Source organism: Cupriavidus sp. H18C1 (genome assembly GCF_049311595.1).
In the GTDB taxonomy this organism is placed as follows: domain Bacteria; phylum Pseudomonadota; class Gammaproteobacteria; order Burkholderiales; family Burkholderiaceae; genus Cupriavidus; species Cupriavidus cauae.
Genome location: NZ_CP186008.1, coordinates 3,154,123 through 3,178,242 on the forward strand (window position 1 = coordinate 3,154,123; position 24,120 = coordinate 3,178,242).

Here is a 24,120-nt window from a genome sequence, read left to right on the forward strand (position 1 = left end):
TTTCCGGACGGTTCCGTGGACACCCTCCGGGCTGGCCCTGACTGGACCGGACGCCCCGGCTTGCTTACCCTGTTACGCTGAACTCGCGGGAGTCGACCATGTCGTCAAACTATTACGCCGTGGCCAGGACCATGGCATTGGCCGCCGTGCTGGCGGCGGGTCCCATACTGGCCACGCCGGTCCATGCGCAGGCCACCGCCTCAAACTACAGCCTGCCCGACTTCACGGATCTGGTGGAGCGCGTCAGTCCCGCCGTGGTCAACATCCGCACCACCGAGCGCGTGCGTTCGCGCGGCATGACGCCCGAGGACGAGGAGATGGCCGAGTTCTTCCGGCGCTTCTTCGGCATCCCGATGCCGGGCGCGCCCACGCCGCCGGGGACGCCGCGGCGCGGCCAGCCGCCGCAGGGCGAGGAGCAGAGCCGCGGAGTCGGCTCGGGCTTCATCATCAGCGCGGACGGCTACGTGATGACCAACGCCCACGTGGTCGCCGATGCCGAAACCATCTACGTCACGCTGCCCGACAAGCGCGAGTTCAAGGCCAGGCTGATCGGCACCGACCGGCGCACCGACGTCGCGCTGCTGAAGGTCGATGCCAACGGCCTGCCGCGCCTGCAGATGGGCGATTCGAACAAGATCCGCGTCGGCGAATGGGTGCTGGCGATCGGCTCGCCGTTCGGCCTGGACAACAGCGTGACCGCCGGCATCGTCTCGGCCAAGGGCCGCGACACCGGCGACTATCTGCCCTTCATCCAGACCGACGTGGCGGTCAACCCCGGCAACTCGGGCGGACCGCTGATCAATCTGCGCGGCGAGGTGATCGGCATCAATTCGCAGATCTACAGCCGCAGCGGCGGCTACATGGGCATCTCGTTCGCGATTCCGATCGACGAGGCGCTGCGCGTCAGCGAGCAGCTGAAGTCGACCGGCAAGGTCACGCGGGGCCGTATCGCGGTGGCGATCGGCGATGTCACCAAGGAAGTCGCCGATTCGCTGGGCCTGGGCCGCGCGCGCGGTGCGCTGGTCGGCAGCGTCGAGCCGGGCGGGCCGGCGGAGAAGGCCGGCATCGAGGCGGGCGACATCATCCTGAAGTTCAACGGCCGCGATATCGAACGCGCCTCCGACCTGCCGCGGCTGGTCGGCGAGACCAAGCCGGGCACGCGCGTACCGATGCAGCTGTGGCGCAAGGGCGGGACCCGCGAGGTCACCATCACGGTGGCGGAGCTGGAGCCGGATGCCAAGCCGCGCCCGCGCGCCGGCACCACGCCGGGCGATGACGGCGCGGCGGGCGCCAAGCCCAATGCGCTGGGCCTGGTGGTCGGCGATCTGTCCGAGGCCCGGTTGCGCGAACTGAAGATCAAGTCGGGCGTCGAGGTGCAGGCGGCCGAAGGGGTCGCGGCGCGCGCCGGCATTCGTCCGGGCGACGTGATCCTGCGCCTGGGCGACACCGATGTGACCAGCGCCCGCCAGTTCAACGAACTGGTGCGCGGCCTGGACAAGAGCCGGATGGCGGCGGTCTTCGTGCGCCGCGGCGACGCCACCCAGGTGCTGACGTTGCGCCCGAACGGCGGCGCACGCTGAGGCAGGCCGAGTCGGGTTGAAGGGAGCCGGGTCGGACCGAGGCCGACTGGCGCGAAAAAACGCCCCAGATATGCGCTCCGGCCGTCCCCGCGAAAGCGGGGCGCCGGCGCCTTTCCGGGCGGACTTCGCGGTCGGTCCAGGGCGCTTTTCTGCGCCCGGACGACCGCGATATCGATGTCGCCGTCGTCGCAACGGCATTTTCCCGCTTCGCTCCGCGATTGAGCACCGGGACCCCCTTGAAAATCCGGTAAAATCGCCGTCTGGCGCGAAAGCCGCCGACCCTGTGAAACGGTCGGACCCAAGCGCGCCACCAACCTGCGGCCGGGCCCAGGCGCGCCCGGCGGGCCGCCCGTCCCTCCGCCCATGACATGCTGTGCCGCGGCCGGATGCGCGTACGTCGCCATCGCCCGTTGCCAATGCGCTGCCGCGGCGCTCCCCTGACCAACCGATGGACCATATCCGTAACTTTTCGATCATTGCCCATATCGACCACGGGAAATCGACCCTGGCCGATCGCATCATCCAGCTGTGCGGAGGCCTTTCCGACCGCGAAATGGAGGCCCAGGTCCTGGATTCGATGGATATCGAAAAGGAGCGGGGCATCACGATCAAGGCCCAGACCGCGGCGCTGAGCTACAAGGCGCGCGACGGCAAGGTCTACAACCTGAACCTGATCGACACGCCGGGACACGTCGACTTCAGCTACGAAGTCAGCCGCTCGCTGTCCGCCTGCGAAGGCGCGCTGCTGGTGGTCGACGCCTCGCAGGGCGTCGAGGCCCAGACCGTGGCCAACTGCTATACCGCGATCGAGCTCGGCGTCGAGGTCGTCCCGGTGCTCAACAAGATCGATCTGCCGCAGGCCGATCCCGACAACGCGATCCAGGAAATCGAGGACGTGATCGGCATCGACGCGCACGACGCGACCCCGTGCTCGGCCAAGACCGGCCAGGGCGTCGAGGACGTGATCGAGGCGCTGATCGCCAAGGTGCCGCCGCCCAAGGGCGACCCCGACGCGCCGCTGCAGGCGCTGATCATCGATTCGTGGTTCGACAACTACGTCGGCGTGGTGATGCTGGTGCGCGTGGTCAACGGCACGCTACGTCCCAAGGACAAGGTGCTGCTGATGGCCAACGGCTCGCAGCATCTGGTCGAGCAGGTCGGCATCTTCTCGCCCAAGTCGATTCCGCGCGAGGCGCTGTCGGCCGGGCAGGTGGGCTTCGTGATCGCCGGCATCAAGGAACTGAAGGCGGCCAAGGTCGGCGACACCATTACCACGGTGACGCGCAAGGCCGAGGCGCCGCTGCCGGGCTTCAAGGAAGTCAAGCCGCAGGTGTTCGCCGGCCTCTATCCGGTCGAGGCCAACCAGTACGAGGCGCTGCGCGAATCGCTGGAAAAGCTGCGCCTGAACGATGCCTCGCTGCAGTTCGAGCCCGAGGTCTCGCAGGCGCTGGGCTTCGGCTTCCGCTGCGGTTTCCTCGGCCTGCTGCATATGGAGATCGTGCAGGAACGGCTCGAGCGCGAGTTCGACATGGACTTGATCACCACCGCGCCGACGGTGGTCTACCAGGTGCAGATGCGCGACGGCACCATGGCGCAGGTCGAGAACCCGGCCAAGATGCCCGACCCCAGCAAGATCGACGCGATCCTCGAGCCGATCGTCACGGTCAACCTGTACATGCCGCAGGATTACGTCGGCTCGGTGATCACGCTGTGCACGCAGAAGCGGGGCACGCAGGTCAACATGAGCTACCACGGCAAGCAGGTGCAGCTGACCTACGAGATTCCGATGGCCGAGATCGTGCTCGATTTCTTCGACCGGCTCAAATCGGTATCGCGCGGCTATGCGTCGATGGATTACGAGTTCAAGGAGTACCGCGTTTCCGATGTGGTCAAGGTCGATATCCTGATCAACGGCGACAAGGTCGATGCGCTCTCGATCATCGTGCACCGCTCCAATTCGCAATACCGGGGCCGCGAAGTTGCCGCGAAGATGCGCGAAATCATTCCGCGCCAGATGTACGACGTCGCCATCCAGGCGGCGATCGGCTCGAACATCATCGCGCGGGAAAACGTCAAGGCGCTGCGCAAGAACGTGCTGGCCAAATGCTATGGGGGGCGATATCTCGCGCAAGAAGAAACTGCTGGAAAAGCAGAAGGCCGGCAAGAAGCGCATGAAGCAGGTCGGCACGGTGGAAATTCCGCAGGAAGCGTTCCTGGCCATCCTGCAGGTGGAAGAGAAATGACGCGCCGGACGGCAAGCGTGGCGAATCGGCGCAGCGCCGGTCCAGCCCACACGCCCTCCGGTTCGTACCAATAAGATTTCGCCAACGATCTAGCCGTCATGAATTTTGCACTGATCCTTTTTTGTGCTGGTGGTCATCACCGGTATTGCCTGGGTAGCCGACAAGCTGGTGTTTCAGAAGCAGCGCCGCGTGTCTGCGCAGGCCGCGCTGGCCGAGTTCGATGCGCGCCGCGCCGCGATGCCGGGCCATGGCTCGGGCACCGACTTCGAATCGTCGCGCAGCCGGCTGGCCGAGGAAAAGCTGCGCCAGCCCTGGTGGCTCGAATATTCGGCCAGCTTCTTCCCGGTGATCCTGGCCGTCTTCGTGCTGCGCTCGTTCGTGGTCGAGCCGTTCAAGATCCCGTCCGGCTCGATGATCCCGACGCTGCTGATCGGCGACTTCATCCTGGTCAACAAGTACGAATACGGCCTGCGCCTGCCGGTGATCAACAAGAAGATCGTCGCGCTGGGCGAGCCGCAGCGCGGCGACGTGATGGTGTTCCGCTATCCGAAGGATCCGTCGCTCGATTACATCAAGCGCGTGGTCGGCGTGCCCGGCGATGTGGTCACCTATGAAAACAAGCGGCTGACCGTCAATGGCAAGCCGGCGCAATACGACGCGCTGCCCGATTATCTGGACGAGGAGCGGCTGTCGTATTCCAAGCATTACAAGGAAACCCTGCCGGGCGGCGCGCCCCATGGCATCCTGAACGACGCCGACCGGCCGGCCTTCGTGGCCGGGGCCGATCCCGATTTTCCCTTCCGCGAAAACTGCACTTACAATCAGCGGGGTGTGACCTGCAAGGTACCGTCGGGTCACTATTTCGTCATGGGGGATAACCGGGACAACAGCCTGGATTCGCGCTATTGGGGCTTCGTGCCGGACGAGAATATCGTCGGCAAGGCATTCCTGATCTGGATGAATCTCGGCAACCTGGGCCGGGTGGGGTCGTTCCAATAAACGGCGGCCGCCGGCCGGAGCGCGCCATTCGATTACCTCTTCGGGAACGCAGTACTGACATGAACCTCGACGCCTTGCAGCAACGACTCGGCTACCGTTTCAGCAAGCCCGAATTGCTGCAGCAGGCGCTGACGCACCGCAGCCATAGCGCGCACCACAACGAGCGGCTGGAATTCCTCGGCGACTCGGTGCTGAACTGCGCCGTCGCGGACATGCTGTACGGCATGTTCGGCAAGCTCGACGAGGGCGACCTGTCGCGGGTGCGAGCCAATCTGGTCAAGCAGCAGGCGCTGTACGAGATCGCGCAGATGCTGCAGCTGTCCGAGTCGCTGCGGCTGGGCGAGGGCGAGCTGAAAAGTGGCGGTTTCCGCCGCCCCTCGATCCTCGCGGACGCCCTCGAAGCCATCGTCGGCGCGGTCTTTCTCGACGCCGGTTTCGAGGCCGCCCGCAGCCTGATTCGCAAGCTCTATATCCCGATCCTCGAGCAGGTCGATCCCCCGCACGCTCGGCAAGGACGCCAAGACGCTGCTGCAGGAATACCTGCAGGGCCACAAGATCGCGCTGCCCCAGTACAACGTGATCGCGACCCACGGCGCCGCCCATAACCAGCAGTTTGAAGTCGAATGCATCGTGCCTAAACTGGAGGTGCAGGTATTCGGCACCGGGGCCTCGCGCCGCGCCGCCGAACAGGCGGCCGCCAAGCTGGCGCTGGAAGAGGTGCAGCGGCTGGTGCCCCAGCTGCTCAAGCGCAGCCGCGCCGAACGCACCGGCAAGACCCGCAAGCAGCCCGTTCCCCCGGATCCGCAGTTGTCTCTCAGGTTGAAGGAATGACCGAATCGAATCGCCCGCAGCCGGAGTCCACGGACTCCGCGGCGGCAAACCCGCCCGCGGCATTCCGCTGCGGCACCGTGGCCATCGTCGGACGGCCCAACGTCGGCAAGTCGACCCTGGTCAATGCGCTGGTCGGCCAGAAGATCAGCATCACGTCCCGCAAGGCGCAGACCACGCGCCATCGGCTGGTCGGCATCCAGACCACCGACGACACGCAATACGTGTTCGTCGACACGCCGGGCTTCCAGACCCGGCATGCCAGCGCCCTGAATCGCTCGCTCAATCGCGCCGTGACCTCGACGCTGTCGTCGGTCGACCTGGTGCTGTTCGTGGTCGAGGCCGGCCAGTACGGGCCCGACGACGAGAAGGTGCTGACGCTGCTGCCGCGCAATACGCCGGTGCTGCTGGTGGTCAACAAGATCGACCGGCTGCCCGGCGACCGGCGTTCGGAGATCATGTTCCCCTTCCTCGAGAAGATGGGACACCAGTTTCCGTTCCGCGAGGTGGTGCCGATGTCGGCCAAGACGCGCGACCATATCGAGCGCCTGCTCGGCATCATCCGGCCCTATCTGCCGGAAGGCGAGCCGATGTACGACACCGACGCGCTGACCGACCGCAGCGAGCGCTTCCTCGCCTCGGAGATCATCCGCGAAAAGGTGTTCCGCTGGACCGGCGACGAGCTGCCGTACACCAGCACCGTCGTGATCGACAAGTTCGAGACCGAGGGCCGGCTGCGGCGCGTGTTCGCCACCATCCTGGTCGAGCGCGATGCGCACAAGGCGATGGTGATCGGCAGCAAGGGCGCCAAGCTCAAGCAGATCTCCACCGAGGCGCGCCTGGACATGGAGAAGCTGTTCGACGGCAAGGTCTACCTGGAGCTGTGGATCAAGGTCAAGAGCGGCTGGGCCGACAACGAAGCCGGATTGCGTGCCTACGGATATGAGTGACCGCCCGGCGGTCCCGGCGCCTGCGCGGCGCGGGACCGCCTCCGCGCGGCGCGCGGACCCGGTGGCAGAGGAAGCCGCCGAAGTGCTCGACAGCGTCGGCGCCGAGCTGGCCGGCGCACGCGCGATGATGGATCGCGCGATGCGGATCGTACCGGCGCGCACCGAGCTGCGCGTGGTCAATCAGCCGGGCTTCGTGCTGCATGCCTGGCCGTATCGCGAAACCAGCCTGATCGTCGATGTCTTCACGCGCGACCATGGCCGCATGGCGCTGGTCGCCAAGGGCGCCAAGCGCCCGCATTCTGCGCTGCGCGCGGTGCTGCAGCATTTCCTGCCGATCTCGCTGTCGTGGAGCGGGCGCGGCGAGGTCAAGACACTGACCAAGGCGGAATGGATCGGCGGCATGCCGCCGCTGGCCGGCGAGGCGCTGCTGTCCGGCTTCTATCTGAACGAACTGCTGCTGCGCTTCTGCCCGCGCGAGGACGCGCACGAAGCGCTGTTTCGCCACTACATGGCGACGCTGACGCGGCTGGGGCAGGGCGAGCCGGCCGGACTGGTGCTGCGCGGGTTCGAGCGCGTGCTGCTGCAGGAGACCGGCTTCGCGGTCGCCTTCGACCGCTGTGCCTCGACCGGCGAGGCGGTGCAGCCCGGGCTCGACTACGTCTACCAGCCGGAGCGCGGCGTGCGGCGCGCGCATGCCAGCGATCCGTCGTCGTGGCCGGTGGTATCGGGGCAGACGCTGCTCGACATGTCGCGCGACGACTACGGCCGGCCGCAGACCGTCACGCAGAGCCGCGCGCTGATGCGCTTTCTTCTGCATTATCATCTGCAAGGCGTGCCACTGAAGACGCGCCAGATCCTGATCGACCTGCAAGCCCTGTGATCCCCCCTATGATTTTCCACGCTCATCCCGGCGTCATTGCGCTCGGCGTCAACATCGACCACGTGGCGACGCTGCGCAACGCGCGCGGCACCGTCTATCCGGATCCGATCCAGGCCGCGCTGCAGGCCGAGGAAGCCGGCGCGGACCTGATCACGCTGCATCTGCGCGAGGATCGCCGCCATATCCGCGATGCCGATGTGCGCGCGCTGCGGCCGCAGCTGGCCACGCGGATGAACCTCGAATGTGCGTTGACCCAGGAGATGCTGGACATCGCCTGCGAGATCCGGCCGCAGGACGTCTGCCTGGTGCCCGAGCGCCGCGAGGAAGTGACCACCGAAGGCGGACTCGACGTGGCCGGCCGTTTCGAGCAGGTCAAGGCGGCGTGCCGCCAGCTGGCCGACGCGGGCATCCGCGTGTCGCTGTTCATCGATGCGCAGGCCGAGCAGATCGAGGCCGCCGCCGCCAGCGGCGCGCCCGTGATCGAGCTGCATACCGGCCGCTATGCCGATGCCGAGACGCCCGACGCGCAGGCGCTGGAATTCCGCCGCATCGCCGACGGCGTCGAGACCGGCCTGAATCATGGCCTGGTGGTCAACGCCGGCCACGGCCTGCACTACACCAATGTGCAGCCGATCGCCGCGCTGCCGGGCATCGCCGAACTCAATATCGGCCACGCCATCGTCGCCCACGCGGTGTTCGCCGGCTGGCAGAACGCGGTGCGCGAGATGAAGGCGATCATGGTCGCCGCCCGGCTCGGCACGCGCTATCCCGCGCCGAAGGCTCCGGCGTGATCTACGGCGTCGGCACCGACATCATCCAGATCGAGCGCGTGCGCAGCGTGATGGCCCGCACCGGCGGCCGCTTCGCCGAGAAGGTGCTGGGGCCGCAGGAGCTTGCCGTCTATCATCGGCGCCGGGCGCGCGTCGAAAAGCGCGGGCTGGCCTTCCTGGCCACGCGTTTCGCCGCCAAGGAAGCCTTCTCCAAGGCGATCGGCCTGGGCATGCACTGGCCGATGACCTGGCGCGCGATGGAACTGCTGAACATGCCGTCCGGCGAGCCCTATGCGCGCTGCCACGGCGAGCTGGCGCAATGGCTGGACGAACGCGGCCTGACGGTGCGCGTCAGCGTCAGCGACGAACACGACTATGCGGTCGCCTTCGCGATCGCGGAACGGACCGGGCCGGCCGAGACCTCGGGCGTGTCCCTACCCAGATAACTCCCTCTCTTTCACCGATGACCAAGAAGAACGCAGGCAAGCGACCGGGCCCGGTCGTGCTGGATGTCAAGGGCAAGCAGCTGGATGCCGACGATGCGCGCCGCATCTCGCATCCGCTGACCGGCGGCGTGATCCTGTTCGCGCGCAACTTCGAGTCGCGCGCGCAACTGGTGTCGCTGACGCGCGAGATTCGCGCGCTGCGCGACGACGTGCTGATCTGCATCGACCATGAAGGCGGCCGCGTGCAGCGTTGCAAGACGGACGGCTTCACCCATCTGCCGGCGATGGCCAGGCTCGGCGAGCTGTGGGATCGCGACGTGCTGGCCGCGACCCGCGCCGCGGTGGCGTGCGGCTATGTGCTGGCGGCCGAGCTGCGTGCCTGCGATATCGACCTGTCGTTCACGCCGGTGCTCGATCTGGACTATGGCCGCAGCGGCGTGATCGGCGATCGCGCCTTCCACGCGGATCCGCGCGTGGTGGCGATGCTGGCCAACCATCTGACCCATGGCCTGCTGCTGGCCGGCATGGCCAACTGCGGCAAGCATTTTCCGGGACACGGCCACGTCGAGGCCGATTCGCACGTCGCGGTGCCGGTCGACGAACGGACGCTGGACGAGATCCTCGAGCAGGACGTGCGGCCGTATCAGTGGATGGGCATGACGCTGGCCTCGGTGATGCCGGCCCACGTGATCTACCCGAAGGTCGACGCCAATCCCGCCGGCTTCTCGCGCTACTGGCTGCAGGACATCCTGCGCGGCCAGCTCGGCTTCGAGGGCGTGATCTTCAGCGACGACCTCAGCATGGAAGGCGCCAGCGTCGCCGGCACCGTCACGCAGGGCGCGCGCGCCGCGCTGGATGCCGGCTGCGACATGGTGCTGATCTGCAATCATCCCGAGCGCGCCGACCAGCTGCTGGCCGAGCTCGACGTGTCGATCGACAAGGCCTCGCAACGGCGCGTGCGCCGGCTGTTTGCGCGCGGCAAGGCGATGGACTGGAACAAGCTGGAGCAGGACGCGGGCTATCGCAGCGCGCTGCGGCAACTGCGCGACGAGGCGCTGATCGGCTGAGGCCGCAGCGCTCGCGGCAATCATCGCGACGCAATGAAAAAGGGCAGCCGGTCGGGCTGCCCTTTTTTCGTCTCGGCACGGACCGCGAGGGCCCGTCCGGCATCGCCGGAATCCGTCCGCCTCGCCTTAGTTGGCGCGGCTGCGGTATTCGCCGGTGCGGGTGTCGATTTCGATCTTGTCGCCGATATTGCAGAACAGCGGCACCTGCAGTTCGAAGCCGGTATTGATCTTGGCGTTCTTCAGCACCTTGCCCGACGAGGTATCGCCCTTGACGGCGGGTTCGGTGTAGACGATCTCGCGCACCAGCGTGGTCGGCATTTCGACCGAGATGGCCTTGTCGTTGTAGAACACCACTTCGACGTTCATGCCGTCTTCGAGGTAGTGCAGGGCATCGCCCATGTTGTCGCTTTCGACTTCGTACTGGTTGTAGTCGGCGTCCATGAACACGTACATCGGGTCGGCGAAGTACGAGTAGGTGCATTCCTTGCGATCCAGCACGACCACTTCGAACTTGTCGTCGGCCTTGAACACGGCCTCGCCCGGTGCGTCGGTCAGCAGGTTCTTGTACTTCATCTTGACGACCGCGGCGTTGCGGCCCGACTTGTTGTACTCGGCCTTCTGCACGACCATCGGATCGGCACCGATCATGAACACGTTACCGACGCGGAGTTCCTGTGCGGTTTTCATCTGAACTAATCTTCCTGAATTAAAAATGTCTGGGAGTTCGGCGTGGCGAGGGCGCGCCGGGGCGGCGCGTTCGCGATCCGTGCTCAGTTCCGCGCGGGGCCCGCAGGCTCGGACGCCGCCAGGCGCCGTGCGGGCAACCCAGGATTTCCAGCCCGGTCGCCATCAAATCAACCCGCTATTTTACCCGACTTTCGCAAAACGCTACGAGGTTCGCTGCGAGATCGCCCAGCGCGGCCAGGCTGTGCTGCCAGCGCTGCGCCGTGCGGGCTAGTCCGGGCAACGCGTCGCGCAGGCCGTCCCATGCGGCCGCCACGTCCTCGGGCGCCGCGGCGCCGTTCCAGACATGCCAGAAGCGCGTCATCGCCTCGGCGTGGGCTGGCTCGCCGATCTGCTGGCGATACAGCGCCAGGAAGGCATCCAGCTTGACGCGATGGGCGTCGTCGGCCTGCGGATAGATGTGCCAGACAAAGGGGCGCGCCGCCCATTGGGCGCGCACGAACGAGTCCTCGCCGCGAACGAAGTTGACATCGCAGGCCCACAGCAATTCGTCGAACTGCTCCTGGGGCAGGAAGGGCACCTGCTGCAGATGCAGCCGGCCCAAGGTGCAGGCCGCCCCGGGCGACGCTGCCGCGGTGGCATCCGTGCCCGCCCCGGCGAACGCCTGCTGCGCCGCCGGGCCGGACGGCATCAGGCACTGCACCGGCTCGTCGCCGTCGCGCCAGTGGGCCAGCAGCGCCGGCAGCGCCGGGTTTGGATAAGCGAACAGGCTGACCCGGCGCGCGCCCTCGATCGGCCTGACGCCGAGCCGATGCCACAGCCGCGCCTGTGCCGCCGGCGAGTCCGTGAAGCTGCGCCGCTGCATGGCGAGCAGCGATTCGCGCAGCACGCCGCCGGTGCCCGGCTCGAAGCCGGGGGAAGAAGAAGTACTTGACCAGCGGCAGGCGCGGATGCGGCGACGCCATGCCGTGATGCTCGCGCACCCAGGGCTCGGCGCTCAGGTATTCGAGATTGACCCACACCGGCTTGCGCTGCGCCTGGGCCATGCGGGCGACGAAGGCCGGCGGCAGCTCGCAGGCAAAGGCCTCGATCACGGCGTCGTGCGGCGCGATGTGCGCCATCGGGTCAGCCGCTGACGCGCGTGCTGACTTGCCTCCCGATTCGCCTGCCGATCCGCCTGCCGATCCGCCTGCCGATTTGCCCGCTGACTCGCCTGCCGACTCGGCCCTGGGCTCACCCGCCGGCCCGCCCAGCCCCTCGTCGCTGCCCGCGACCCAGCGGCGCACCTCGACGCCGGCCAGGCGCTGGCGGTCGGCAGCGGGATCGATGGCCGGCGCCAGGCGCGCAAAGCTCGCCAGATCGTCGACCCACAACCGCACGGCGTGGCCATGCTCCTGCGCGAGTTGGCGGGCCAGCCGCCAGCAGACACCGATGTCGCCGAAGTTGTCGATCACGGTGCAGAAGATGTCCCAGGAGCGGATGGTCATAGGGAAGTCGGCCGTTTCCGGCACGGGCCGGGCCCGGTGAGGCGAAGGCGGGGCCGCCGGTTTGGCAGGAGGCGGGCGGAATTGCTCTAAACTTGCGATTTTAGAGCCCCGCGAGCCTTCGCGCGTGCAGCGCGTCACGTTTGCGGCGGCCCCTCGCATGTCCCTGCCGCCTTCCCCCGATGTCACGTCCGGATCCGCAACCCACTGGCACGCCCGCCGAGGTCGAGCCGCGCACCGACACGCCTGCCGAGGCCGAGCCGCACCTCGACACGCCCGAGCCGGCGCTGCCCGAAGCCGGGCCGGCGCCCGCCGACGCGTCGGCTGCGCCCGCCGAGGCCGGCGCACCGCAGCAGGAGCAGGAGCAGGAGCGGGAGCAGGAGGAAAGCACCTTCGACCCTCGCCCCGTGATCGCCGCGCTGCCGGGCCTGCCCGGCGTCTACCGCTATTACGACGCGGCCGGCGGCGTGCTCTATGTCGGCAAGGCGCGCGACCTGAAGAAGCGCGTCTCGAGCTATTTCAACAAGACCCAGCTGTCGCCGCGCATCGCGATGATGGTGTCGCGCATCGCCCGCATCGACACCACGGTGGTCCGCAGCGAGGCCGAGGCGCTGCTGCTCGAGAACAACCTGATCAAGGCGCTGACGCCGCGCTACAACATCCTGTTCCGCGACGACAAGTCGTACCCGCTGCTGAAGCTGTCGGCGCATCGCTATCCGCGCATGGCGTACTACCGCGGCGCGACCGATCGCCGCCACCAGTATTTCGGCCCGTTCCCGAGCGCGCATGCGGTGCGCGAGAGCATGCAGATCCTGCAGAAGGTGTTCCAGCTGCGGACCTGCGAGGACACCGTCTTCAACAACCGCACGCGGCCCTGCCTGCTGCACCAGATCCACCGCTGCACGGCGCCCTGCGTCGGCGCGATCAGCGAGGACGATTACGCGCGCGACGTGGGCAACGCCGCGCGCTTCCTGCAGGGACGGCAGAAGGAGGTGCTCGAGGGCCTGCAGCAGAAGATGGAGCAGCACGCCGAGCGGCTCGAGTTCGAGCAGGCCGCCGCCGTGCGCGACCAGATCGGCGCACTGTCGACGGTGCTCAAGCGCCAGGCCGTCGAGGAAGTGGGGCAGAGCAGCGATATCGATATCCTCGCCGTCGCGGTGCAGGGCGGCCGTGCCTGCGTCAACCTGGCGATGGTGCGCGGCGGCCGCCATCTGGGCGACAAGGCGTACTTCCCCCGCGCATGTCGAGGAGGCCGCGATGATCGTCGACGAGGAGGCCGAGGACGTCGTTGCGACGGCCGAGGGCGGCGCACCGGCCGGTGCGACTGACCCGGCTGACCCGGCTGACCCGGCTGACCCGGCTGACCCGGCTGACCCGGCTGACCCGGCTGACCCGGCTGACCCGGCCGCACGGGCCGAGGTGGCCGCGCCCGCGGACTCCGGCGCGGCGGCGACGGCCGAACGCATCGCCGCCAACGTGCTGGCCGCCTTCATGGCGCAGCACTACCTCGATCAGCCGGTGCCGCCGATCCTGGTGGTCAGCCACGCGCCGGCCGACGGCGCGCTGATGGAAGCGCTGACGATGCAGGCCGGCCGCCGCATCACGCTGGTGCGCCAGCCGCAGGGCCAGCGGCGCGCGTGGCTGGAGATGGCGCAGCAGGGCGCGGCGCTGGCGCTGGCCCGGCGTCTGGCCGAGCAGGGCAGCCAGGAGGCCCGCACGCGGGCGTTGGCGGAGACCATCGGCATCGAACTCGACGATTTGGGCGCGCTGCGGGTCGAATGCTTCGACATCAGCCATACCGCCGGCGAGGCGACGCAGGCCTCATGCGTGGTGTTCCATCACCATGCGATGCAGAACAGCGAATACCGCCGCTACAACATCGACGGCATCACGCCGGGCGACGACTATGCGGCGATGCGCCAGGTGCTGACGCGCCGCTATCAGAAGCTGGTCGAGCGCAGCCAGGAGGACAGCGCCGCGATGCCGCATATCGTGCTGATCGACGGCGGCAAGGGCCAGGTCGAGGTCGCACGCCAGGTCTTCGAGGAGCTCGGCCTCGATATCGGGCTGCTGGTCGGCGTCGCCAAGGGCGAAGGCCGCAAGGTCGGCCTCGAGACGCTGGTGTTCGCCGACGGCCGGCCCGCGCTGGAGCTGGGGCAGGGCAGCGCGGCGCTGATGCTGGTGGCGCAGATCCGCGACGAGGCGCACCGTTTCGCCATCACCGGCATGGCGCGCGCCGCGCGAAGACGCGCACCACCTCGCGGCTGGAGGAGATCGAAGGGATCGGCGCGCGCCGGCGCCAGAAGTTGCTGACCCGCTTCGGCGGTATCCGCGGCGTGATGGCGGCCAGCGTCGACGAGCTCGCCAGCGTCGATGGCATTTCCCGCGCGCTGGCCGAGGAAATCTACCGGCAGCTGCACTGACGCGGCGCCCGGTTGCGGCGTCCGGTTGCGGTGACCGGTCGCGGCATCCGGTTGTGAGACCCGGTGGCCGCACTCCGGTCGTGGCCCCCGGTCGCAGGTCCGCCATGGGTTCGGCCGCCGATATCGGCCACCGCCGGCGCGGAACGTGATCGGTCGTCCCCGCTTCGAGAAATGCTCAATTGATGTCGGAATCGGCGACAATCGCGTGATTGTCCCGTCTTCGACCCTGCCGATCCGCCTATGCCGCTGAATATTCCGATCCTGCTGACCTGGCTGCGCGTGGCCATGATCCCGCTCGTGGTCGGCGTCTTCTATCTGCCCGATGCCTGGCTGTCGATGCCCGCCAAGAACCTGACGGCGGCCGTGTTCTTCATCGTGGCGGCGGCCACGGACTGGCTCGACGGATTCCTGGCGCGGCGCTGGAACCAGACCTCGTCGTTCGGCGCCTTCCTCGACCCGGTCGCCGACAAGCTGATGGTCGCGGCCGCGCTGCTGTCGCTGCTGGCGCTGGACCGGGTCAGCGATCTGATCGCGCTGGTGATCATCGGGCGCGAGATCACCATTTCCGCGCTGCGGGAGTGGATGGCGCAGATCGGTGCCTCCAAGAGCGTCGCCGTCAATTTCCTGGGCAAGCTCAAGACCACGTTCCAGATGATCGCGATTCCGCTGCTGCTGTTCGATGCGCCGCTGTTCGGCATCGACGCCGGCATGCTGGGCGGCTGGCTGATCTATGTGGCGGCGGTGCTCACCCTTTGGTCGATGTTCTATTACATGAAGCTCGCCTGGCCGCAGATCCGGGAACGCAGCGCCGCGGCCGCGCGGGCCGCGGCGCAAAAGTGAGGATCAGTGCAAAAATATGCTTGACTTCATTGTCGGATGTTTGCATAATTTCGTTCTCGCTTCTGACGAAACAAAACGAACGAAGCGAGATGCAGCAAGAAGCGGTCTATATGCAGTGATTTAGCACCGTGTTGTTGCAAGTGCAGTACGCAGGACACTGCGGGAGTAGCTCAGTTGGTAGAGCGCAACCTTGCCAAGGTTGAGGTCGCGAGTTCGAGACTCGTCTCCCGCTCCAGAATTTTCTGGTCGATCCGGTAGCGATTTCCGGGTTTGCCGCAGCAGGTGTCATGCGGGAGTAGCTCAGTTGGTAGAGCGCAACCTTGCCAAGGTTGAGGTCGCGAGTTCGAGACTCGTCTCCCGCTCCAGTCCGAAAGGGAAGCAGCGCTTCCCTTTTTGTTTGCGATGCTGCCGCATCGGCCTCCGGCGCCCGGAAGCCACAGCGGCTACAATCCAGCATCCAGGTCACCCGGCGGGGTGGCAGAGTGGTTATGCAGCGGCCTGCAAAGCCGTGTACGCCGGTTCGATTCCGACCCCCCGCCTCCATCGATCTTCCCCAGCTGTCCGGCTCGATCCGCGGTTTTCGCCGCCGATCTTGTACCCATCCCGGCATTCCCTGCGTCTTCCACGGCTTTTCACGGTCTATCGCCGCCTTTTTTGCGCCCTGTTCGCGGCTTTGTCGCGTGGCGCGCGTGATACATTACGTCTATCGCACCAGTTGTCGCCGTTGCTGGACCATGCCGGCACGGTGCCCAGGCCTCGCGCCCCGGGCGCCGCTGCCGGTGGCGACGACTCCCATTCGGTTTCATTTCCGCAGACTGTCCGCCCGGGCGGCGCCGGCACCAGGCCCCGTCGATGGCGGCGTGTCCGCGTCGATCGGAGCCGGATCGCCGTTCGACTTCCCGGCGCCACGCCGGCCATCAGAAGGAAACCACCACGCATGCATCACGCTACTCCGCTCATCAGCACCATCGTCGGCGGCATTGTCCTGGCCTTTGTCCTCGGTGCGTTGGCGGGGCGTTTACGGTTGCCGCCGTTGATCGGCTACCTGTGCGCGGGCGTGGTGGTCGGACCGCATACGCCGGGCTACACCGCCGACCAGGCGCTGGCACCGGAGTTGGCCGAGCTGGGCGTGATCCTGCTGATGTTCGGCGTAGGCCTGCATTTCTCGATCCGCGATCTGATGGCGGTGCGCAAGATCGCGATCCCCGGCGCGGTGGCGCAGATTGGCATCGCGACGCTGCTCGGCATGGGTGTCGCCTGGGGCTTCGGCTGGAGCTGGGGCCAGGGTCTGGTCTACGGGCTGGCCTTGTCGGTCGCCAGTACCGTGGTGCTGCTGAAGGCGTTGCAGGATCGCGATCTGGTCGACAGCGAGCAGGGCCGCATCGCGGTCGGCTGGCTGGTGGTCGAGGATCTGGCGATGGTGCTGGCGCTGGTGCTGCTGCCGGCGCTGTCGGGCCTGCTGGTGCCGGCCGGCGCCGGCGCCGGCGGGGATGCGCCGGCGGCGAGCGTCACCGACATCCTGCTGACGGTATCGCTGACGCTCGGCAAGGTCGCGGCCTTCGTCGCCGTGATGCTGGTGATCGGCCGCCGCTTCATTCCCTGGATGCTCGAGCGCATCGTCTGGACCGGCAGCCGCGAGCTGTTCCGCCTGGGCGTGCTGGCGACCGCGTTGGGCGTGGCCTTCGGCGCCTATTCGCTGTTCGGCGTGTCGTTCGCGCTGGGTGCGTTCTTTGCCGGCATGGTGCTGGCCGAGTCCGAATTCAGCCATCGCGCGGCCGAGGAATCGCTGCCGCTGCGCGACGCCTTCGCGGTGCTGTTCTTCGTTTCGGTCGGCATGCTGTTCGACCCGATGGTGCTGGTGCGCGATCCGTGGGGCGTGCTGGCGACCGTATCGATCATCGTGGTCGGCAAGTCGGTGGCGGCGCTCGGCATCGTGCGGATGTTCGGCTATTCGAACCGGACCGGCATGACGATCGCCGCCAGCCTGGCGCAGATCGGCGAGTTCTCCTTCATTCTGGCCAGCCTCGGCGTGTTCCTGCAGATCCTGCCGGAGCGCGCGCAAAGCCTGATCCTGGCGGGCGCCCTGCTGTCGATCGTGCTCAATCCGCTGCTGTTCCGCTGGCTGGACCGCTATGTGGCGCGCCAGAGCGAGGCGGGCGAGGCGCAGGCGGCCTGACGATCCGGCGGGGGGCCGCGTCCGGACCTCCTGATGGCCCCCGATTGGCCCCCCGAATGGCCTGCCGCTTGGCACGCCGATCGGTTCGCCGCGTGGATCGCCGAGCGGCTCGCCGCGTGGTTTGCCGATCGGCTCGCTCATCCTTCCCGCTTTTCCAGTTCTTCCAGTTCCAGTTGCGGCGCGGTCCGGCGCAGGTATTCGGTAAAGGCCAGCAGGCCCTGGGTCGGATACTTGTCCTGATGGACGACCAGATGCCAGGGCCGCACCAGCCGCGGCAGGCCGCGGCGCAGCGCCACCAGCGTGCCGCGCTCCAGCTCGTCGCGCACCACATGCAGCGACAGGCAGCTGACGCCGAACCCGCTCATCACCGCGCGCTTGATCGCTTCGGCATTGCCGAGTTCGAGCGCGAAGCGCAGCGGCCCGAGCAACGGGGCGAGCCGCTGCTCGACGATCTCGCGCGTCCCCGAGCCGCGCTCCCGCACCAGCCAGTCCGCCTCGCGCAGCGCGCGCAGGTCGCCATCGGCCCGCGCCAGCGGATGCCCGGCGCCGACGACCACCACCATCTCGTCGTCGCACCAATGCACGCTGGTCAGCTCGCGCTCGTGGCAGGTGCCCTCGATCAGGCCGATATCGGCTTCCAGCCGCAACAGCTCCTGCAGTACGTCATGGGTGTTGCCGATGCGCAGGTCCAGCGCGCAGGGCTGTTGCTGGGCCTGACGGAAGCCGGTCAGCAGGGCGGGCAGCAGATAGCTGCCGATGGTGTTGCTGGCGGCGATGCGCAACTGCACGCCGGCGTCGGCGGCGAAGCGTTCCAGCTCGTGCGCCTGGTCCAGCAGCGACAGCGCGCGGGGGAAGAACTGGCGTCCGGTCTCGTTGATGGTCAGGCGTTTGGCGACGCGGTCGAACAGGCGCCGGTCCAGCGCGCGTTCCAGATCGGCCAGCGCGGCGCTGACGGCGGACTGCGACATCGCCACCGCATCGGCGGCGGCGGTCGTGCTGCCGTGCTGGACCACGGCGACGAAAACGGCAAGCTGACGCAGCGTCAGCCGCAAGGGGCGATGTTGCATATCTATAAACCTGGTAAGAAATAACGATATTACCTGTTTTACAGATGAAAGGTCGGTTGTTACGCTGGCGTCATTCCTACACGCCCGTGTCGTCCCTGCGCCATGCCGACCACCTCGATTCCTGCCGCTGCCCCCGCCGCCTCCCCGGCCCCATCCGTTCCGTGGCGCTATCGCCTGCTGACGCTTGCCCCGCTGGGCGCAATTGCGTGGCTCGCGCTGATCCTGTCCGGGCTGCCTGCGCTGTCGCAATTGGGCGTCAGCCCGCTGATGCTCGCCATGTGCGCCGGCATGGTCGCCTGCAATACCTTGCCGCGCCACTGGCTGGCGCCGCTGGCGCCCGGCATGCAGCTGGCCCGGCAGACGCTGCTGCGGCTGGGCGTGGCGCTGTACGGCCTGCGGCTGACCTTCGGCTCGATCGAGGCGCTCGGTGTCGGCGGCGTGGTGGCGCCGTTGCTGATGCTGGCGGCGACGCTGTGCGTCGGGGTCTGGGTCGGCACCCGCTGGCTGGGCCTGACCCGCCGGGAGGCGGTGGTGGTCAGCGCGGGCAGTGCGGTGTGCGGCGCGGCTGCCGCGATCGCGGTGGCCTCGATCGCGCGCACCGACGACCGGCAGACCGCGGTCGCGGTCGCCACCGTGGTGCTGTTCGGCACCGTCGGCATGCTGCTGTATCCCTATCTGTATGAACTGGTGACCAACGTCTTGCACTGGCAGGTCGGCGAACGCGCCTTCGGCATCTATACCGGCGCCACGCTGCACGAGGTCGCGCAGGTGATCGTCGCCGGCAAGGCGGTCGGCGAGTCGGCGGGCGATGCCGCCGTGCTGGCCAAGATGGTCCGTGTGCTGGCGCTCGGCCCGCTGCTGCTGGTGCTGGCACTGTGGCCGCGTGCCGAAGACCGGGCGCAGGGTGCAACGGCCGGCGGTCGTGGCATCGACTGGGCGCGGATCCGCGCCGCGATCCCCTGGTTCGCGCTCGGTTTCGTCGCCGTGCTGGCGATCAATTCCTTCGGCCTGGTGCCGGCCGAATGGAAGCCGGGCCTGGTTGCCTTCGATAACTGGCTGCTGGCCTGCGCGATGCTGGCGATCGGTCTGCACACGCGAATCGGCGACCTGCTGCGCGCGGGCCGCAAGCCGATGCTGCTGGCGGCGCTGCTGTTCGTGTTCCTGGTCGGCGCCGGCGCGCTGCTGTGCGCGGTGCTTCTCTGACCCCGATCGAATCAGTCGGCGGCAGGGATTGAGGATTGAGGGATTGAGGGATTGAAGGTCGGCGGGCGGGGCTGCAATGGCCCCGCATCGGCTTGGTGCCGCCGGGGCGCACGGTAAGGTAGTGCTGCCGGGGTGTGAGGCAAGGCGCTACCGGAGCGCGACGTAAGGTGCTGCCGGGTGCGAGGAAGGTGCTACCGGCGGTGCAAGGCAAGGTGGTACCGGCGGCGCAAGGCAAGGTGCCGCTGGGCGCAGGGTACGGTGCCACCTTGGCGCGGGTCGTACCGTATAAGTACGGGCGGGGGGCTTGCGGCGTGGTTGGTGCGGCCGACGGGACTCGAACCCGTAAGCCCGGAAAGGCGGCAGATTTTAAGTCTGCTGAGTCTACCAATTTCTCCACGGCCGCACGGCAAGCCCGGTATTGTGGGCGGTCGCCGCCCGGGACGCAAGCGCCGCATGATTGCTCCGATACCCTTGCCCGCAAGGATGTTACTGGCGGTAACAATGTAGAACTCGCCGTTGCACCTGTGATTGGGCGTAGGCCTAGAATACGGGTATCAAGATCAACCTTGCGAGGAGCAAGATCATGAAACGTTGGTTGCTCGCAGGGCTTGGCGTGCTGGCTGCGATGGCCTCAGGCGCCGCGATGGCCCGTGTCGACGTCGGCGTGGTGATCGGCGTGCCGGGCGTCGTGGTCGGCGGTCCTGCCTACTATCCCCCGCCGGCCTATGTCGCGCCCCCGCCCGTGGTGGTGGCGCCGGCGCCGGTCTACTACGGTCCCCCGCCGGTGGTGGTGCGGCCGCCGGGTTACGGCTACTACGGTCCTCCGCACTATGGCCCGCCGCGCTACTACGGGCCGCCGCGCTATTACGGTCATCCTGGCCGGCACTATCACGGCGGACGGCACGGTCACTGGCATGGCGGCCACGGCCATCGCCACTACCGCGATTGATCCGGCGAAGCGAACGATCTGAAGCAAAGGGCCCCTGCGGGGCCCTTTGCTTTTTTGGCATGGCTGTTTTGCCCGACAAAGGTGCCCGGCGTCGTGGTCACCGAAGTGGTGCCGGCGCTATACTGCCGGCTCATTGTTTATCGATTCAGGAGAGTGGTATGCAGCAAAAGTCCGTGCTGACTGCGGAAGACGTGAAGAAGGTGATGGCCGCAGCCGAAGCCGAGGCCAAGGCCCATCACTGGGCCGTCTCGATCGCCATCGTCGATGACGGCGGCCATCTGCTGGCCCTGCAGCGGCTCGACGGCGCGGCGCCGATCTCCGCCTATATCGCGACCGAAAAGCCCGCACCTCGGCGCTGGGCCGCCGCGAATCGAAGATCTACGAAGACATGATCAACAACGGCCGCAATTCGTTCATGACCGCGCCGGTGCTGCAAGGCATGCTGGAAGGCGGTGTGCCCATCATCGCGGGCGACCAGGTGGTCGGCGCGGTGGGCGTGTCGGGCGTCAAGTCGAGCGAGGATGCGCAAATCGGCCGTGCCGGCATTGCCGCGCTGGGCGTCTGATCGGGCCGCAGCGGCCTGATCGTTCCTCATCGGCCGCCGGCGGTTGCGGCGGCCGGGCCCGCTCCGTCCTGGAGCGGGTTGCCCGATGCCGGGATGCCGCGCAATGCGGCATGCCACGGCGGGCGGCTTACTTCGTCAGAATCAGTTTTCCGTAGCGCGTCTTGCGCAGCGTGTAGACCTCGCCGTTATGCAGGATCGGCAGCGTGGTCGCGCCCCGCATCAGCGCTTCCAGCGGCACCGCCTCGGCGGTCTGCGCGGGGACCGCATGGGCAGCCGCATTGGCGCTGCGGTTGTCGCGCACCAGCGCTTCGAGGCGGGCCACCGCCGACTTGACCGTCGCCATCGCCGACGGCGCCGCAGTCTCGCGGCGCGCGTTCGGCGCCGGATTCTCGTTCACCACCACGCGGCGCAGCGACAGGCGGCGGCGGGTGACTTCGCGCGGTTGCGTCAGCGGCAAGGCTAGGGTGCTCATCGATGGGGCTCCTGTTCGGGGATGGTCGGTGTCACGGCGCCGGGAATGGAAAAGGTGGCTGCCGTCGTTCCGTTCATATTAAATGAGAATCGTTATCATTACAACGACTCTGTGCATGATATCGGGCAGGCGAGGGCGGCGCTGCCAAAAAACGCATTTGGTTTCATTCGAAACACAAAGAAAAAGCCCCACCGCAGGGTGGGGCTTGGGGAAAGCGGCGCGGCACTGCGCGCCGCTGGGGGTCTTACTGCTTCGGCTCCGTGATGAAGCCGATCTTGCCGAGACCGCCGTGCTGCGCGGCGGCCATCACCTCGGCCACGCGCTCGTAGCGCACGTCGCGGTCGGCACGCAGATGCAGCTCGGGCTGCGGCTGTTGCTGGGCCGCCTGCGCGATATTGTTCTGCAGCGTCGCGTCGTCGATCTCCTGCTGGTTCCAGAACACCTTGCCGGCCGAGTCGATCGACAGGTTGATGCTCTGCGGCTTGGGATCGTTGGGCTGATTGGTCGCACGCGGCAGGTCGATCTTGACCGCGTGATTGATCACCGGGATGGTGATGATGAAGATGATCAGCAGCACGAGCATGACGTCGACCAGCGGCGTCATGTTGATCTCGCTCATGACTGCGTCATCGTCATCGTCGAGAGTACCGAATGCCATGATGACTTCCTTTCGAGCGGAGAGCGGTCCGCGTCAGTTCAATTCTTGACCGCGAGGCGCACCGCGTTGTCGTCGGCGGCGCGGGTGCCGGTCGGGCGCACGCGGGCGCCGGTGACGAAGTACGCGTGCAGGTCGTGGGCGAAGCGGTTCAGCTTCGAGATCACGGCCTTGTTGCCGCGCGTCAGCGCGTTGTAGCCGAGCACCGCCGGGATCGCCACGGCCAGGCCGAAGGCGGTCATGATCAGCGCTTCGCCGACCGGGCCGGCGACCTTGTCGATGGTCGGCACGCCCGAGGCCCCGATACCGATCAGCGCGTGGTAGATGCCCCAGACCGTGCCGAACAGGCCGACGAACGGCGCGGTCGAGCCCACCGAGGCCAGGATCGCCAGGCCCGACTGCATGCGCGAGACGGCATCGTCGATCGCGCTCTTGAGCGAGCGGGTCAGCCAGTCGGAGATATCCATCACGTCATGCAGCTGCGGCTGGCTGGCGCGATGGTGCTGGGCCGCTTCCTTGCCGGTCAGCGCCAGCGTGCGGAAGGGGTTCGATTCGCTGCTGCCGAGCGTTTCGAGCGCATGGTCGAAATCGTCCGAATGCCAGAAGCGCTTTTCCGCGCCTTGCGCCATTTTCTTCAGGCGGACCAGATCCCACGCCTTGGTGAGAATCACGATCCATGACGCCAGCGACATGACGAGCAGAATGATGGCGGTCGCACGCATGACGAAATCGCCTTGCGCCCACAGATGGCTGAGTCCGAGGTCCTGCATGATGGTTCCTGGTAAGTCGTAAATCGTATGGAGGGTTCAGTTCAAATCAGTTCAGCTCGAAAGCGATCGGCTGCTGCGCGGTGACCGCGATCGCACGACCGTTCTCAACATAAGGCTTGCAGCGCATCCGCTGGACCGCGTCGATCGCGGCCTGGTCCAGGCGCGACGAGCCGCTGGAGCTGACCACGGCGGTCTTGACGACCTTGCCGGTATCGTCGGTGGTCAGCCGCACCACGGTCTTGCCGGTCTCGCCCATGCGCCGGGATTGCGACGGGTAGGTCGGCTGCGGCGGCGTGCACTGGATCTCGCCGATCCCGACTGCGCGCGGACCGGTGGCGACCGGTGCCGGCTCGGGCGGCGGCGGAGGCGCGGGCGGTGCCGGCGGTGCGGGCGGGGCCTCCACCGCGGTCGGGGTTGGCGGCAGCGCCGGCGTCGGCTCGATGCGCGGCTCCGGCTTCGGTTGCGGCTTGGGTTGCGGCGTCGGCTTGGTGACCTTGACCTGCTTGGGCGGGGTCTCCGGCTTCGGCGTCGGCTTGGGCGGCTCCGGTGCCGGCTGCTGCGGCGGTTCCAGCGGAATGATACGGGCGATGATTTCGGGCGCGATCACCGCTTCGGTCATCTTGCGCGCGAGCCCACTCTGGATCAGATACAGCAGGCCGGCGTGGAAAAGCAGAACGGCAAGCGTGATCTTCAGGAAACGTTGATCGAACATGTGAGACAACAAATTTCGGCTAACCGGCGTTGCAGGCGCGGCCTCCCGCCCGAAGGCGGCGATGGTGTGTCGGGCGCGAGCGGCGCGGCGATTCGGCTGGTCTGCAGCCGTTCCAGCAATCTATTTACGGCGAAACAGCACCAGCGAAATACCGCAACCAACCAGCAGGCTAATCAGCAGTTCCATGATAAACGCTCCTTCAAAGTCAAAGCCCGGGGGAGCGCCACTCTCTGGCAGCGTGTCAGCGCGTGAGTATAAACGATAATGATTCCTATTTGTCGGCCTTCTCGCCACATAACCCTGTTGGTGGGCGGGTCTGCCCGGCGGCGCCCGTGCGGGGTCGCCCCGACTAACTGC

At 67.3% G+C, this 24,120-nt stretch carries 17 protein-coding genes, 4 tRNA genes and 6 pseudogenes; 19 read left to right on the plus strand and 8 right to left on the minus strand.

The annotated features are described in order from the left end of the window. Positions 1-98 precede the first annotated feature (98 nt). The 9 genes and pseudogenes from OJJOAM_RS14575 (at position 99) to nagZ (ending at position 9,763) form a co-directional block, all read left to right on the plus strand. The gene (locus OJJOAM_RS14575) at positions 99-1,580 is read left to right on the plus strand and encodes a DegQ family serine endoprotease (RefSeq protein WP_422648367.1); all 1,482 of its coding nucleotides are present in this window, start codon (positions 99-101) and stop codon (positions 1,578-1,580) included. 448 nt (positions 1,581-2,028) lie between these two features. Beyond that, a pseudogene (lepA, locus tag OJJOAM_RS14580) lies at positions 2,029-3,823 on the plus strand (translation elongation factor 4). A gap of 98 nt (positions 3,824-3,921) precedes the next feature. Next, positions 3,922-4,822, plus strand: a pseudogene (gene lepB / locus OJJOAM_RS14585) (signal peptidase I). 59 nt (positions 4,823-4,881) lie between these two features. Then, positions 4,882-5,653 (plus strand): annotated as a pseudogene (gene rnc / locus OJJOAM_RS14590) (ribonuclease III). Next, on the plus strand, positions 5,650-6,600 hold the full coding sequence (gene era, locus OJJOAM_RS14595; protein WP_150082689.1) for a GTPase Era: 951 nt from the start codon (positions 5,650-5,652) through the stop codon (positions 6,598-6,600). Before rnc ends, era begins: the two are co-directional and overlap by 4 nt. Further along, entirely contained in the window at positions 6,593-7,480 is an 888-nt protein-coding gene (gene recO, locus OJJOAM_RS14600; protein ID WP_422648368.1) for a DNA repair protein RecO, read from the plus strand. Before era ends, recO begins: the two co-directional genes overlap by 8 nt. A gap of 8 nt (positions 7,481-7,488) precedes the next feature. Further along, a complete protein-coding gene (gene pdxJ / locus OJJOAM_RS14605; RefSeq protein WP_422648369.1) occupies positions 7,489-8,271 on the plus strand; it encodes a pyridoxine 5'-phosphate synthase in 783 nt (260 codons plus the stop codon). Beyond that, the gene (acpS, locus tag OJJOAM_RS14610; RefSeq protein WP_422648370.1) at positions 8,268-8,696 is read left to right on the plus strand and encodes a holo-ACP synthase; all 429 of its coding nucleotides are present in this window, start codon (positions 8,268-8,270) and stop codon (positions 8,694-8,696) included. The genes pdxJ and acpS overlap by 4 nt, the downstream gene beginning before the upstream one ends. Before the next feature lie 17 nt (positions 8,697-8,713). Further along, entirely contained in the window at positions 8,714-9,763 is a 1,050-nt protein-coding gene (gene nagZ / locus OJJOAM_RS14615) for a beta-N-acetylhexosaminidase (RefSeq protein ID WP_422648371.1), read from the plus strand. A gap of 126 nt (positions 9,764-9,889) precedes the next feature. On the opposite strand, the gene efp is transcribed toward nagZ, so the two are convergent. Together efp and earP are read right to left on the minus strand one after the other, a co-directional pair. Then, positions 9,890-10,450: an elongation factor P gene (gene efp, locus OJJOAM_RS14620; protein WP_006578548.1), complete on the minus strand. Its 561-nt coding sequence runs from the start codon at positions 10,448-10,450 to the stop codon at positions 9,890-9,892. A gap of 175 nt (positions 10,451-10,625) precedes the next feature. After that, positions 10,626-11,934: pseudogene (gene earP, locus OJJOAM_RS14625) on the minus strand (elongation factor P maturation arginine rhamnosyltransferase EarP). Positions 11,935-12,338: 404 nt separating this feature from the next. Here earP and uvrC point away from each other — a divergent pair. The 6 genes and pseudogenes from uvrC (at position 12,339) to ybaL (ending at position 17,370) form a co-directional block, all read left to right on the plus strand. Beyond that, positions 12,339-14,354 (plus strand): annotated as a pseudogene (gene uvrC / locus OJJOAM_RS14630) (excinuclease ABC subunit UvrC). Between the two features lie 240 nt (positions 14,355-14,594). Beyond that, complete coding sequence (gene pgsA, locus OJJOAM_RS14635; RefSeq protein WP_150082683.1) at positions 14,595-15,194, plus strand: CDP-diacylglycerol--glycerol-3-phosphate 3-phosphatidyltransferase; 600 nt, start codon at positions 14,595-14,597, stop codon at positions 15,192-15,194. Between the two features lie 159 nt (positions 15,195-15,353). Then, positions 15,354-15,429, plus strand: a tRNA-Gly gene (locus tag OJJOAM_RS14640). Positions 15,430-15,483: 54 nt separating this feature from the next. Beyond that, positions 15,484-15,559: transfer RNA gene (locus tag OJJOAM_RS14645), tRNA-Gly, on the plus strand. Positions 15,560-15,662: 103 nt separating this feature from the next. Continuing rightward, positions 15,663-15,737 (plus strand) — tRNA-Cys (locus tag OJJOAM_RS14650). Positions 15,738-16,131: 394 nt separating this feature from the next. Beyond that, positions 16,132-17,370 (plus strand): YbaL family putative K(+) efflux transporter, encoded by a 1,239-nt coding sequence (gene ybaL / locus OJJOAM_RS14655; RefSeq protein WP_422648372.1) that lies wholly within the window; start codon positions 16,132-16,134, stop codon positions 17,368-17,370. Positions 17,371-17,507: 137 nt separating this feature from the next. On the opposite strand, the gene OJJOAM_RS14660 is transcribed toward ybaL, so the two are convergent. Further along, positions 17,508-18,437, minus strand: coding sequence for a LysR family transcriptional regulator (locus OJJOAM_RS14660; RefSeq protein WP_422648373.1), 930 nt, complete (start codon positions 18,435-18,437; stop codon positions 17,508-17,510). Positions 18,438-18,539: 102 nt separating this feature from the next. Here OJJOAM_RS14660 and OJJOAM_RS14665 point away from each other — a divergent pair, with 102 nt between their 5' ends. Further along, positions 18,540-19,640: a YeiH family protein gene (locus OJJOAM_RS14665; protein WP_422648374.1), complete on the plus strand. Its 1,101-nt coding sequence runs from the start codon at positions 18,540-18,542 to the stop codon at positions 19,638-19,640. Positions 19,641-19,956: 316 nt separating this feature from the next. Here the strand turns inward: OJJOAM_RS14665 and OJJOAM_RS14670 are convergent. Next, positions 19,957-20,043 (minus strand) — tRNA-Leu (locus OJJOAM_RS14670). Between the two features lie 180 nt (positions 20,044-20,223). Between OJJOAM_RS14670 and OJJOAM_RS14675 the strand changes: the two genes are divergently transcribed. Continuing rightward, positions 20,224-20,589: a hypothetical protein gene (locus tag OJJOAM_RS14675; protein ID WP_265632651.1), complete on the plus strand. Its 366-nt coding sequence runs from the start codon at positions 20,224-20,226 to the stop codon at positions 20,587-20,589. A 158-nt stretch (positions 20,590-20,747) separates the two neighbouring features. Continuing rightward, positions 20,748-21,154: pseudogene (locus OJJOAM_RS14680) on the plus strand (heme-binding protein). Between the two features lie 127 nt (positions 21,155-21,281). Here OJJOAM_RS14680 and OJJOAM_RS14685 read toward each other — a convergent pair. The 4 genes from OJJOAM_RS14685 to OJJOAM_RS14700 form a co-directional block, all read right to left on the minus strand. Further along, the gene (locus OJJOAM_RS14685; protein WP_422648375.1) at positions 21,282-21,626 is read right to left on the minus strand and encodes a hemin uptake protein HemP; all 345 of its coding nucleotides are present in this window, start codon (positions 21,624-21,626) and stop codon (positions 21,282-21,284) included. 244 nt (positions 21,627-21,870) lie between these two features. Beyond that, entirely contained in the window at positions 21,871-22,284 is a 414-nt protein-coding gene (locus OJJOAM_RS14690) for an ExbD/TolR family protein (protein WP_422648376.1), read from the minus strand. Positions 22,285-22,322: 38 nt separating this feature from the next. Next, the gene (locus OJJOAM_RS14695) at positions 22,323-23,051 is read right to left on the minus strand and encodes a MotA/TolQ/ExbB proton channel family protein (RefSeq protein ID WP_149317055.1); all 729 of its coding nucleotides are present in this window, start codon (positions 23,049-23,051) and stop codon (positions 22,323-22,325) included. Between the two features lie 46 nt (positions 23,052-23,097). Then, the gene (locus tag OJJOAM_RS14700) at positions 23,098-23,763 is read right to left on the minus strand and encodes an energy transducer TonB (RefSeq protein WP_149317056.1); all 666 of its coding nucleotides are present in this window, start codon (positions 23,761-23,763) and stop codon (positions 23,098-23,100) included. Here OJJOAM_RS14700 and OJJOAM_RS14705 point away from each other — a divergent pair. Then, positions 23,713-24,015, plus strand: a complete 303-nt coding sequence (locus tag OJJOAM_RS14705) for a hypothetical protein (protein ID WP_422649643.1) — start codon at positions 23,713-23,715, stop codon at positions 24,013-24,015. The two genes, OJJOAM_RS14700 and OJJOAM_RS14705, sit on opposite strands and share 51 nt — an antisense overlap. The last annotated feature ends 105 nt before the right edge of the window (positions 24,016-24,120 follow it).